8 protein-coding genes and 2 pseudogenes are annotated in these 13,912 nt (G+C 36.9%); all 10 read left to right on the forward strand.

Annotation, left to right across the window (positions count from 1 at the left end):
- Positions 1–111: 111 nt before the first annotated feature.
- Positions 112–1,647 (forward strand): methyl-accepting chemotaxis protein, encoded by a 1,536-nt coding sequence (locus OTK01_RS02190; protein WP_029228292.1) that lies wholly within the window; start codon positions 112–114, stop codon positions 1,645–1,647.
- Positions 1,648–1,876: 229 nt separating this feature from the next.
- A pseudogene (locus OTK01_RS02195) lies at positions 1,877–1,984 on the forward strand (sodium ion-translocating decarboxylase subunit beta); the annotation flags it as partial.
- 166 nt (positions 1,985–2,150) lie between these two features.
- Entirely contained in the window at positions 2,151–2,750 is a 600-nt protein-coding gene (locus OTK01_RS02200) for a class I SAM-dependent methyltransferase (protein ID WP_029228293.1), read from the forward strand.
- A gap of 402 nt (positions 2,751–3,152) precedes the next feature.
- Positions 3,153–3,779 carry a nucleotidyl cyclase domain-containing protein gene (locus tag OTK01_RS02205; RefSeq protein ID WP_269011764.1) on the forward strand — a complete coding sequence of 209 codons (627 nt, stop codon included), beginning with the start codon at positions 3,153–3,155 and terminating at the stop codon, positions 3,777–3,779.
- A gap of 28 nt (positions 3,780–3,807) precedes the next feature.
- Positions 3,808–5,031, forward strand: coding sequence for a glycosyltransferase family 2 protein (locus OTK01_RS02210; protein ID WP_029672029.1), 1,224 nt, complete (start codon positions 3,808–3,810; stop codon positions 5,029–5,031).
- Positions 5,032–5,130: 99 nt separating this feature from the next.
- Complete coding sequence (locus tag OTK01_RS02215) at positions 5,131–7,248, forward strand: methyl-accepting chemotaxis protein (RefSeq protein WP_029672031.1); 2,118 nt, start codon at positions 5,131–5,133, stop codon at positions 7,246–7,248.
- Positions 7,249–7,408: 160 nt separating this feature from the next.
- Positions 7,409–10,462 carry an S-layer homology domain-containing protein gene (locus OTK01_RS02220; RefSeq protein WP_029228297.1) on the forward strand — a complete coding sequence of 1,018 codons (3,054 nt, stop codon included), beginning with the start codon at positions 7,409–7,411 and terminating at the stop codon, positions 10,460–10,462.
- A gap of 276 nt (positions 10,463–10,738) precedes the next feature.
- Positions 10,739–11,164, forward strand: a pseudogene (locus OTK01_RS02225) (hypothetical protein); the annotation flags it as partial.
- A gap of 50 nt (positions 11,165–11,214) precedes the next feature.
- A complete protein-coding gene (locus OTK01_RS02230) occupies positions 11,215–13,206 on the forward strand; it encodes an efflux RND transporter periplasmic adaptor subunit (protein WP_029228299.1) in 1,992 nt (663 codons plus the stop codon).
- Positions 13,207–13,231: 25 nt separating this feature from the next.
- On the forward strand, positions 13,232–13,909 hold the full coding sequence (locus OTK01_RS02235; RefSeq protein WP_029228300.1) for an ABC transporter ATP-binding protein: 678 nt from the start codon (positions 13,232–13,234) through the stop codon (positions 13,907–13,909).
- Positions 13,910–13,912: the final 3 nt, after the last annotated feature.

The raw sequence follows: 13,912 nt of genomic DNA on the forward strand, positions 1-13,912 counted from the left end.
TATGCTATAATGTATAAAAAATATTGTATCCAAAACAAAGGCGTTTTGGGGCGAAAGCTTCAAAGCGCCTTTAATTTTTTTGTAAAACTTTTTTCAGGGGGGTTTTGCAAGATGCAGGTTGTATTGACTATCTTGGGTGCGCTTGTGCTATCAGTTATATTTTCCATTCTGATTTTAAAAATCTTTGTTGACAAGATACTTTCAATTTTGCACGGCAAGAACAACCTCAACGCATTTGAAAAGCTCTTTTTGACACCTGTGAAAGACTGGGCAGCATCTTTTCAGGGTTTTCTAAGTGACATATTCAAAGAGATTGACCTTGCATACAACAAAATTTTGTCAGTTGCTTATGACATTGAATCAAGCGCAGAAAGGAACCAGCAGCAATCCAATCTTGTGCTTTCAAATAGCAAGGACATTCAAAATTCTATATCAGGACTTCTGGTGGGCTTGAAGCTTGTTCTTGAGCACATTGAGAGCGCCTATGAAAATGTCTCAAGCCTTGAAGAATTCATGGCTCATTTCAAAGAAAAAAACCAGAATATTCAAGAAGACATTCAAAAGCTGCTTGCAGAGGTGTCAAGCGATTTGGAAAATATGGTTTCAGAAAATACCGCGTACACCCAGAAAATGGCAGACCAAATAACCAAGCTCAAGACTGTTTTCAAAAAGGTAGAAGATTTTCTTGGCACAATTGTGAAGATTTCAGAGCAGATAAACATCCTTGCACTGAACGCTTCTATTGAGTCAGCAAAGCTTGAAAGTGTGCTTGGCGAGAATTTCAAAACGGGCTTTCATGTAATTGCTGACCAAATCCGAAGACTTTCAAATGACACAAAATCAACTGCAGACGAGATTGGAGACTTTATCATTGAGATTTCTGGCATAGTTGATGGAATTTCAAGCCTCAGCGAGAAAAGCAAGGACATAATATCAGCACAAGTTGAGTATGGCAAAACTACTTTCCAGAAACTAAATCAGGTATCTCAGCTTGTTAACTACATAAACAAAAAGATTTCCCAGGCATCAGAAAAGCTTTCTGTCCAGTACTCTATTGTGAACGACCTTAAGCACTATGTATCAAGACTTGAGAATGACTACATCGCTGTCGATAGGAGCACCAGCAGAATTTTGAGTTCTGTAGAGGTGAGCCAAAAAACTGCAGCAAGGCTTATGCGGCTTATGAACAGGCTTGTTGACATGTGCAGGGAGTTTGAGTCTGTCAGAAATGACATCTCAGAAAAGATTACAAAGAGAGTAGAGATAGAGGTAAACCAGCAGCGTGTTGCAGAGGCTATTGAGACCATTGAAAATGAGGTGATACCGCAGCTTGTTTTAAACTGGCAGAGTGAGCTCAATCATAAAGAGGTTATAGACCAGAGTCTTCAAAAGTTTTCTAATATATTTGAAGCTCTGTGGACAAACAACCCTGATGGAACGTTCATCTACTCAAATCCGCCAGAGGGCATAGAAAATGCAAAGGTTAGAGAGTGGTTCACAAAAGCAATGGCAGGTCACACATATGTATCTGGTGCTTACATCTCAGCTATCACAAGAAACTACTGCATCACAATTTCTATGCCTGTATATGATAGTTTTGGCAAGCTTTTGGGTGTGATAGGTGCAGATATAAAACTTTCGTTGTGAAATGTTCACAAACAGGTTTGTAAGGTTAACTAAATAAATATTAGTTGCAGGATGCTGCTTGTATGCTCTTTGTCTTTATGGTATAATTTTAAACAGAAGAAAAAAACTAAAGCTGGAGAAAAATTAATTATAAGGATGAAATAGATTATTTTGTTCATGACTGCTGAGGATAGTAAAACCGCTATCATCATTTGTCCGAAAGTCCATTGAAAACGGCATGGATATAATTAAGGAAAATCCATCAAACTTTCTTTTGATGCATGCAATGGGACCGAACGTTGCAGGGGTTATTGGCTCAGCAGTTGCCGCAGGCGTGCTGTTGACGTTGTTTAAGTAATAAAGATGGTAGTACATTTATAGTAGCTTAATGAAAAATAATAAAGATAATAAAGCCCACGAAGGGATGTACTTTTTGGAATTCTCCTTTTGTGGGCTTTTGTTTTTTTGTGATATGTGATAGTTTTACTCAAAAATCTTTTAAATAAAGAGGAGGGAAAGTAAACATGAATATGCGGAAGTATTTTAACATGCTTGCAGAGAAATGGGATGAGATTGTATGGCATGATCCTCAAAAACTAAATAAAATAGTAGAGCAAATTGGACTCAAAAAAGGTGATAAGGTTTTAGATGTTGGCTGTGGGACGGGGGTTTTGGTGGAGTACATATTAAAATTTGTGGGACCAGAGGGCTGCATCATTGGTGTTGATGTTTCAGAGAAAATGATTGAAAAGGCAAAGGAAAAATATAAAGAGATAACAAATGTAAATTTTTTACACAACGATGTGATGAATCTTGATTTTAAAGACTTTTTTGATGCTATAATATGCTACTCAGTATTCCCGCATATTGAAGACAAAGAAAATGCAATAAAAAAGTTTTCTCAAATGCTAAAAAAAGATGGCAAACTTGTGATTGCTCACTCACAGTCAAGAGAGAAAATAAATAGCCTTCATAAGAGTCTTCCTGAACCAGTAAAAGGTCATTTTCTTCCACAAATGAATGAAATAATACACCTGTGCCGAAAAGCTCAGCTAATTGAAGTCCTCAGTATTGACAATAGCGAAATGTTTTTGCTCATAGCTAAAAAAGAGCTTATCAACTGAGGATAAAAACTAAATATGCCTCAAAGGTATTTATTACTAAAATTTTACAATAGACTTTGGTTGGAAAGTTTTTAAAGATGAAATTTTTAATTGCAAATATTTGGAATTCTTATGTACTATTATGAGTGTATTTTATGTTATAATGTTACTGTTGAAATGCTTTTACTAATTATTCTGCTAATTCTTTGTAAAATTTAGAGCAATGGAGTGCGAAATATGAAAAAACGACTTCTTTATGCAAATTTTGTAATAGCAATAATTGTTCAATTCCTTTTCTATTATCTTTTTACTACCTTTGTGCCGTTGGAAATAAGAAAGTACTATCTTATTTTTTTTATTCTTCTAGTTTTTTTAACCTTTTTATACGATTCCCTCAAAAGTTTTGTATTTTTAGTATCAGGAATGTTAATTACTGCGTTCTACATAGTTATATCTTCGTGGATAAGAATTGAATATGGAATAAACCAATTTGAGATTGTTTTCCAGCAAATGTTGATTATAATTCTATCAATTTCAATTTGGCTTGAATCGTTGTATCTAAAAAATATTGTAGACAACAGCGAAAAATTAAAGGAAAAAGTAAAACAATTAGAAAAATTACATCCTGAAGCGGGAGTGTTAACTTTTAATGAGTTTTTAGAGAGAGCAGAAATAATTTTTACTGGTCTTAGAAGACGAAGTGAAGAGGCTCAGCTGCTGGTAATAAAAGTAAGCTACATAGATGATAATAATAGAATCTCAAAAACTTTTATAAATACAATAGGTAGAGTCCTAATAGATTCAGTACGAAAAAATTATGACATAATTTGTTACATAGAAAACACTATTTTTTTAGTTTTACTACAAAATACCAATAAACAGGGTGCTATGCTTGTTGTAGATAGAATTAGACGAAATCTTCGCACCATAAGATATTTGAATCCAGAGATTATAGAAAAACATATTGATATAAAAATAGAGAGTTTCAACAATGACTTTCTTGCTTTTAAAGAATACATACAAAATTTAGCAAATAATACCAATAGTTAATTATCCTTATAGATTAGGTGATATGAAAATGATAGTTTCGAAAATAGTGATAATTGTTGCAATACTCTTCTGGTTGTTGATTTTCTACTATTCTATATTAACAGTGTTTGGATTAATATTTAAAGTTCAATATAAAGAGACAAAAGTTGATTTAAAGGAGTATCCAAGCGTGGATATTCTGATACCAGCTTATAATGAGGGCAAAGTGCTATTTGATACTTTGGATGCAATGGTAAATTTACATTATCCTGGTGAGTTAAATATCTATGTTCTTAATGATAATTCTACAGACAATACTGGCGATATTGCAGATTACTTTGCAAGGCTTTATACAAATGTTCATCATATAAAGGTGCCACCAGGAAAACCAAAAGGCAAAGCGAGAGTATTAAATTATGGTATGTCTATCTCTAAAGGAGAGATGATAGCCGTTTATGATGCAGACAATCAACCAGAGAGATTTGCTTTAATTAAACTTGTTCAAAAAGCTTTAGAGAAAGAGGAATATGCAGGTGCTGTAGGTTATGTGAAAACAATTAATATGCATAAGAATTCACTAACAAGAATGATAGGGTTAGAATTTATGATATTTCAATTGCTTATGCAATCTGGAAGATGGAAATTATTTAAATTAGGAACCTTAACAGGTACAAATATGCTTTTGAAAAGACATGTTTTGGAAAGGATAAATGGTTGGGACCCTTATGCCTTGGCTGAAGATGCTGAATTATCTTTGAGAATATATGCAGCACATTATTTATTGCCAATAGTACCTGATTCTGTAACATGGGAACAAGAACCTGAAGTTCTGAGAGTGTGGATTAGACAAAGGACAAGGTGGATGCAGGGGAATCTCTATCTTATAGCCAAAGTTCTTTCCGAAAAGAGCCTGATTAGAGGAATGAATATATTCAATGTTGTTCAAATGATATCTATTTACTATTTATTCGTTTCTCTCGTATTAGTTTCCGATATATGGTTTGTAATGGGGATTCTAAATTTGGTTAATATAAAATTCTCTGTTCCTTTGTTTGTACTTTGGTTTGAAACATTATTCATATATGTTGTCCAAATAGTGGCTTCTGCCGTAGTTGAGAAGGAGATAAATATAAGAAATATAATGTATGCTTTTTTAATGTATTTTACTTATGCTCAATTCTGGATATATCTTGTTCTGAAAGGATATTGGCTTCAGTTTAAAGCACGAAGAAAAAATTTGGAACCTGTTTGGGATAAAACTGTGAGATTTTAATGTTATTTTTGCAATTTTGCCTAAAACTCTCTTGACACATTCTCTGTTAAATGATGTATAATCAAAGATATAAAAATTAAAATTTAGAAGGTGAGGAAATTGTCTAAAAAAGACCCATTATCGTTTTTCAAAAAATCCATATTAAAACAAGGTCTTGGCAGAAAGCTCAGTCTTCTTGTTGTGGGGGTTTTGCTCATTCCAATTATTATAATTGACGTTATTTCAATCTCTATGTCTGTAAATTCAGTTATAAACGAGAGCAAAATGTCGTATCTTGCAGCGACAGAGGCAAACAGCCACTATTTTCAGCTTGTCTTTGACACTGTCAGAGATCAGGCACTGCAGCTTATGTCAAACGATGTTATCCAAAAACTCTATTCAGAGTCGCGTCAGATGACATTAGAAGATTATGACAAATACAGACTCAAAACTGATGCTGACAAGATGATTCAAAATGTTTTTGTCACAAACATCATGCTTTCTGCAGCGTATATATTGGTAAACAAGGATAATTCACTTTTGTATCCATACTTTTCTGCAGAATACATAGATTTTAACAAGTTAAAACAGGCTGACTGGTACAAAAAGATAATGCAGGCAGACGGACCTGTGTTTTTGGACAACCACTATCAGGCTTTAGATGAGGTAGCAAACCAAAAGAGCCAGACAATACCGCAGTATGCTTTTGCTATAGGTATGCCGTTTAAAGACATTTCATCTTCTCAAACACTTGGTGTTTTGCTAATCGACGTAAGTCTTCAGTGGCTAAGATCTGCTCTTCAGTCTACAAATATTTCCCAGCAGGGCGGGTACATGCTTGCTGTTTCACCATCTGGAAAAGTTATTTTGCCAAGCGAATGGGAAACAACAAGAAAGCTTTCGCCAAAAGCAGACACACCTTTTATAAAAAAGATACTGGCTGAGGCAAAGGGGAAAAATCCAAAAGGAGCTTTCAACACAGTATTTGACGGCAAACCATTTTTGATTACATATTCGCGCATACCCGAGCAAGAATGGATAATTGTAAGCATGATTCCTATTGAGATGCTACTTAGCTCTGCAAGGAAACTTGAGATTTTTGTGATTGTACTTACAATAATTTTCACCCTTGCTGCGCTTGCAGTTGGAATTTTCTTTGCGCTCAGGATGGTAAAGGATTTAGAGCTTGTTACAAACACATTTGCAGTTGCTGAAAAAGGTGACCTGACAGTAAGCCTGAACATTGAGCGAAACGACGAGATAGGATTTCTTTCACACAGTTTTAACAACATGATAAAGAACATAAAAGGGCTCATTGAAAAGGGAGTAAAGCTTAGCGATCAGGTCACAGGCTCTATTTCTACTCTTTCGACCATTGCCGGTGAGACTGCTGCAGCATCAAATGAAGTTGCAAAAGCAATCTCAGAGATTGCAGAAGGTGCATCTAATCAGGCAAAAGAGGCGAGCAACGTTGTTGAGATAGTTTCAAAGTTTGGTGAGAGGATAGAAACAATTGTTGATGCTTCAAATAAGATGGAGAAGCTTTCAAAGAATGTAGCTGAACTTTCAACAAAAGGAGAAAATACAGTTTCAACTTTGGATTCTGTTTCACACGATACTATGCAAATTACAGATACAATGATTTCAACAATCAACCAGCTTGCAGAATATTCAAGGTCAATTGGCAAGATTATTCAGGTACTCAGCAGCATATCAGAGCAAACAAAGCTTTTGGCTCTAAATGCATCAATTGAGGCGGCAAAAGCAGGAGATGCTGGACGTGGCTTTGCTGTTGTTGCAAGCGAGATTAGAAAGCTTGCCGACCAGTCAAAAGAGTCAACAAGAGAAGTTGAGGATATGATAAAGAGGATTGTCAGCCAGACAAAAGCTGCTCAGGATGTCGCTGATAAAGTAGAAGATGTTATTGAAAAGCAAAATGAAGCCGTCAGAAACGTTTCTTTGGCATTCTCAAGCATAAAATCTGCAATGGATGAACTAATTGGCGGTATAGAAAATATAAATCAGTCTATCTTGGCAATTGATAAAGAAAAAGATACTATTGTTCAGAGTATCGAGAATATCTCGGCAATATCACAAGAGACTGCTGCATCTTCTGAGGAGGTTTCTGCATCCACTGAAGAGCAGCTTGCTGCAATTGAAGAGCTCAGAGCTATGGCAGAGCAGCTTAACAAGCTTGCGCAAGATTTAAAAGAGGCAATGCAGGTTTTCAAAGTGTAATAAAATTATTTCACCAATTTTACAGTTTGGTTACAAATGCTAAACCCCTATTGACTTATTAAAATGCTGTTGTTAAAATTTTAGCTGTAAGTGATGAGGCTATAAAAAATAGTATAGCCTCATCACTAAAAAATCATACAAGGAGGTTTGGTGAGTAGTTATGAAAAAATTCAAAAGACTCATCGCTATCGTAACAGTTTTACTCTTTGCCCTCTCAATAATTGCGCCTGCGTTTGCACAGGACGAAGCTACACAAGAGACAGGTTCTGTGTATGACCAGGCAGCAAAGATTCTCCAAGACAAAGGTATCTTGAAAGGTAATGAACAAGGCGACCTGATGCTCGACAAGGAACTTACAAGAGCAGAGATTTTAGCAATGATCATCAGAGCAACAGGTCAGGAAGATGTTGTAAAAGACTATGTCTATGCAGAACAATCCTTCAGCGATGTTCCACAGGATCACTGGGCATTTGCATATGTTGAGGCAGGTAAAGACCTCGGCATTGTAAATGGCTACCCGGATGGAACATTCAAGCCAGACAAACCAGTAAAATTTGAAGAGCTCTGCAAGATGCTTGTTGCTGCAAAAGGCGAGAGCCCAGCAGCAGGAAAGTGGCCTCTCAACTATGTAAGAAAAGCCCTTGAACTTGGATTCTTCAATGGAATTGAAGATGAAGTCGGAATTGGCGATGTTGTAATCAGAGGTCAAGCAGCAGTAGCATTCGCAAATGCATTCTTCCCACCAGAGAAGACAGTTGTTGTGAAAGATGTTAAAGCTCTTGCAAATGATACAATTGAGGTTGCAGTTGATGTATACCTCAATAATGAACCTGCAACACTTGAAGATGGAGATGTAATTCCTCTTGATTTCGAAATTAAAGATGCATCTGATGAGACAAAGACAGTTGCAGTAACTCTGATTGATACAGAAAAGTCCGACTTTGCAAGCGGCAAGATTGTTCTTAAAACAGCTGCTCAGACAGCAAATGCAACATACAAACTCTACTTCAAGGGTAAAGACACAGGTTTGAAGTTTGTAGCAGTTCCAGTGCCACTCACAGTTACAAAGGTTGAGGCACTCAACTACAAAGAGATAAAGGTTACATTCAACAGAGCGGTTGACAATGACACATATGCGACAACAACTGGTAACTATACTGTAAAGGTAGGAACAGCAACAGTATCAGTTTCAAATGCAGCTTTGGCATCTGATAAGAAGTCAGTAACATTGTTATTGGGTGACAATGATAAGTTTACAAAAGATGATACTGTAACAGTAACAGTTAAAGCGGCTGTAGGTATTGCAAGCGATTATACAACAACAATAACAAACTTTATTGACGACAAGGCTCCTGTAATTGAAAGTGTAGTTGGTTCTGGCTTAATGAAAGTAATTGTGACATTTAGTGAACCAGTTCAAAATGCAGATAATCCTGCAAATTGCTTAATTGATAATGCGTACACAGCTGCAAAAGTTACTTCTGATGCAACGAAGAAAGTATATACAATAACATTCTATAGTCCGTTATCGGCTGGAACTCATACAATTCAATTCAATAATGTTACTGATTATGCTGGATATGGACTTGTGACACCAGTAAAAACATTTGTGCTGTCAGGTGATAATACTCCTGTTACAACACCAACAGTATTGTCTGCAACTCAAACAGAAGTAAAATTACAATTTAATAAGGATATAGCAAGAATTGAAAATGTGAGTGCGTCACCACAAGGAACTTGGGACAGTGAAAATACAAAATATGAAGGTAATATTGTTACATTAAAATTTGGAACAACTGCTTCAACGGCGTTACCAGTATCTGGTGCAACTATTAAGTTTGATGTTGTTGATGCATCTGGTAATGTAACAACTGGTTTGAGTGTTACTGTTACACCAACTATAGATGTAATAAGACCAGCATACGTAAGTCATACAGTAAATTCTGAAAGCGAAATTGTAATTGTGTTCTCTAAGGACGTTGATAAAGATACGGGCACATATACTATGAAAGACAGTAGTGGTAATATTTATCCTGCAACAAGTAAGGATTATGCTGAATCAGGAGTTTACAATAAAATAAAAGTAACATTTAGTGGATTAAGTGCAGGTACCACATACACACTATCAATCTCAGGAGTGAAGGACAGAACGCCATTACAAAATGAAATTATTCCAACAGATGTAGCTGTGACTATATTAGATAAAACACCTCCAGGGGCAACTGTTTACAAGAAAGTTGTAGATAGCAATATTACAGAGATTTATGTTGCATATGATGAAAAGGTTAATGTTGCGTCAGCTACAAATCCATCAAATTATTCTATACTTTACAGTGATAATACAACAAAGAGTTTAGCTTCTATTTCTGCAGCTTATATCACGCTTCTTGCAGATGGGAGAACTGTAAAAATTGATTTTAGAACAAGTCCACAACTAAATACAAGTGTTGATAAGCTTGTGATAACAAACGTAGCAGATTTGTCTGGTAATGCAATAGGAGGTATTATAAAGACATTAAATCCTATTACAGCTGCATCTATTAATTCAACAGGTGTTAAGCTGGTTTCAAAGAACAAGATCGAGATTGCTATTGATAATGCAAAACTTCAATATGTTTCGCCGTCAGATTTCGTTGTTGTATATGCGAAATCAGATACATCAAAAGTTGATTATGCTTATGCAACAGCTGCATCTTATGATGTAAATGCGAATAAAATTACTTTGACTCTTAACAAAGATGTAAATACTGATGCAACTGTAACTGCTACAGATTCTGATTCAACTGTACAGAGGTTGTCAATTTCTTTGAAAGTTGTGGGGACGGCTACAAAAGATATATTTGGTAATGCTTTAGTTCCATCAACACCACAATTTTATTCAGTTATTGATGCATGTGCTCCAACAGTAGTTGCTGTTAGTGGTGATACAGCTGGAACAATCAAACTAAGATTCAGTGAAGAAGTGTCAATTGTAGCTGCTGATTACGGTTCAAAAGTTAAGATTGTTTCTGGATTGCAAACAGGTGATAGTCCTGCAATTTCATCTGTAGGATGGAGCACGGGTTCAGATTCAAAGAAATATTATGAAGTTGTAATAAATGGTCTCACATCAAATAAGGTTTATACAGTGCGAGTAGATTCAGATATACAAGATAATGCTTCTAGTCCTAATAAGATTGGGTATGTTGCAGATATGACTGTGACAGCAAAATAAAAGTTTGTATAAAATTAAAGGGGCTGTACCCCAAAAGGAGTGGGCAGCCCCTTTAATTTTGGGCTTTTTGTCAAGAAATGGGGTAGGTATTTTGAATTTCTAACTTTTCAGTTAGTTCTTTAATAAGAGTAGGGGTGGATACTTTTAATATCCACTCTTTTTTATTTTTCACACTTCTTTAAAATTTGTTTATAAAAATTTAAAAATTTATTCACAAATTATTGCTAACATATTTAAAGAGGAAAAATCTTCATAGAAGGAGGCAGAAAACAAAAAATGAGAATGCCAAAAAGCCTAAAAGCTTATATGTGCCTTATGTTAATATTAACTTTTATAGCTGCAGTGTTAATCTTACCATGGGATACATCACTTGCCCAATCGAATAATGCTCAAAATTCCCAGCCAGACTTGATTGGTGTTGTAAAGAACTTCTCAGGCAGTAAAATCACAATCTACATCGCAAAGCTCTCATCTCAAAGCGATGGCAGAGGATTTGGAAGAAGCAGAGTTGAACTGACAAACAAGACACAGACAATTACAGTTTCAAGCAAGACATCAATTGTAACAAGAGTATTTCAGAATGGTCAAATAACAGAGAAAAAGCTATCCACGAAGGACTTAAAAACAAACAACATACTGTACATCTGGTATGCTGACAGCAAAAAGACAACTGCAAAAAGGATTATGGTTATGGGAACATACAGCCAGAGTTCAAAATAAAGCAGTAAAAAAGCGAAAGGAAGGGTGTGCATATGGCAGAGAAAATAAAACCGCTAAAAACTCCAAAGTTTAAGTTAAGTTTAAAAAGCAAGGTTTTGAAGAGGGTTATAATATCCATAGTAATTGTTGCAATCTTGGCAGGGGCAGGGTTTGGAATATACAGGTTTGTCCAGGGTAGAAAAGATCAAAATCAAACTGTTCAGCAGAGGACTGCAAGAGCAGTCCGCGGCAATATAACAGTAAGTGTCACCGGGTCTGGTCCTATTGAGTCTGCTCAGAGCGTAGATCTCACATCGCTAGTGAGCTCAACCATCACAAATGTGTTTTTCAAAGACGGTGATTCTGTCAAAAAAGGGGATGTCATATTTGAGCTTGAAAATCAGGATGCAAAGGACAAGATTGATTCAATAAAGAGTCAGATTGACGATGTAAGCTCTTCAATTGCAGATGTTCAGGAGAGCATAAAAAACCTTGTTATCACAGCACCCATTTCCGGGTATATTAAAAATCTGAACGTTCAAGAGGGAGACAGGGTTTCAAAAGGTTCAACCGTATTGACAATAATTGATACATCAAAGCTGAAAGTTACATTGCCATTTTCAGCAGCGCTTTTCGGCAAGGTCAAGATAGGCACGCCGGCAGTTGTTTACATTCCTGACATTTCACAGTCAATCCAGGGTACAGTAAGCTATCTTGGGAACACAACTTACACAAATGACTACGGTGGCAAAGTTTTTGATGTTGAGATAACAATCTCAAACCCCGGTGCTCTTCAGGAAGGCATGAAGGCAAGTGCTGAGATAAAGGTTGGAAGTGATGTATATCTTAGCACGCAGGATGTAACCTTGGAGTATGTGGACAAAGAAAATGTCAAGGCAAAGGTTGACGGTGAGGTTGAAGAGATTTTTGCAAGAAACAACCAGTTTGTTAAAAAAGGTGCTGTGCTTTTGAAACTTTCAAACGATGACCTGTCAAAACAGCTCAAGAACTACCAGACACAGCTTAAAAACTTGCAGGACCAGCTAAAGGATGCAGAAGAGAATCTGGAAAATTACTACATCAAGGCTCCGTTTGACGGAGTTGTGACAAACATAAATTTCAAAAAAGGCGATAACATAAAAGCGGGAGAGGTACTTGCAACTGTATTTGATAACAAAAATTTAGTATTCAGGGTTGACATAGACGAGCTTGATATTGCTAAAATAAAAGTAGGGCAAAAAGTAAATATAACAGTTGATGCTCTACCAGAGACACAGACAAACCCGCTGACAGGGAAAGTTGCCAAAATCCCGCTTGAGGGAACAACCCAGAACGGTGTTACAACATACTCTGTTACAATCTCAATTGACAATCCCAAGAACCTCAAGATTGGCATGAACGCAAACGCAGAGATAATAGTAAACCAGAAACAGGATGTTTTGATGGTACCACTTGAAGCTGTCCAGAAATTTGGTAACAGGTACTTTGTGTTTGTAAAATCATCAGCCCAAAGCAGTTCTCAGCAAGAACAAACGGGCGGATTTTTCCCGCAGGGAGGTTTTGGAAATAATCAGCAAAGTTCTGGCCAAGGCTCACAAAACTGGCGACAGAGATGGCAGCAAGAAGGTAGCAGCACAGAAAATACACAGCAGTCGACAAGTGGCCAGTCAAGAGGTTCATGGTCGCAAAATAGCCAAGGCACAGGTAGCTCTTCGCAGTTTGGAACAAGAAGGATGGCAAGTTTACTTAACAACAGTTACTACAAAGGTGCAGTTTTACGACCTGTTGAGGTTGGTATAAACAATGACTCATACATCGAGATTGTAAGCGGACTTAACGAAGGAGATATCGTTGTCCTGCCACCGCTTTCAACAAGCTCAACAAGCACACAAACTACATCTCAGCAGGGCTTTAACATAATGGGCGGGTTTGGTGGACCTGGTGGTGGAATGCCCGGCGAGTTCAGGCAGTTTAGGCAAAACCAAAGTGGTACTGGCAGAACAAATCAGTCTTCTAGCTCACAGGGAAGTAACACAAACAGGTAATAAAAAAAGAAGGTGAAAGCTTGCTATGATCGAACTTTATGATATCTACAAAATCTATAAGATGGGCGAAAATGAGGTGTATGCTTTAAACGGTGTCAACTTGAAAATCAATGCTCACGAGTTTGTTGCAATAGTTGGGCCATCCGGTTCAGGAAAATCAACTCTTATGAACATCATAGGCTGCCTTGACACGCCAACATCTGGCACATACATACTGGATGGTCATGAAGTCAGCAGACTCAACGACAACCAGCTTGCAGAGATTCGAAACAGCAAGATAGGCTTTGTGTTTCAAAACTTTAACTTAATACCACAGCTCACAGCTCTTGAAAATGTTGAGCTTCCTTTAATCTACAAAGGTGTTCCAGCCTCTGTGCGTCACAGGCTTGCAAAAGAAGCTCTTGCCAGGGTCGGCTTGGAACATAGAATGCATCACAGACCAAGAGAGCTGTCTGGCGGTCAGCAGCAGAGGGTTGCAATTGCAAGGGCGCTTGTGACAAGTCCGCCGATAATTCTGGCTGATGAGCCAACGGGAAATTTGGACTCAAAATCAGGTGCTGAGATTATGCAGATTTTCAAGGAGCTTCACGCTCAAGGAAACACCATTGTTTTAATCACGCACGACAACAACATTGCCATGCAGGCAAAAAGGATTGTGAGGATTCAAGACGGTCAAATAATAGAGGACAAGGAGGTGAGCTGACAG

The sequence above is a fragment of the Caldicellulosiruptor acetigenus genome, assembly GCF_026914305.1.
GTDB lineage: Bacteria > Bacillota > Thermoanaerobacteria > Caldicellulosiruptorales > Caldicellulosiruptoraceae > Caldicellulosiruptor > Caldicellulosiruptor acetigenus.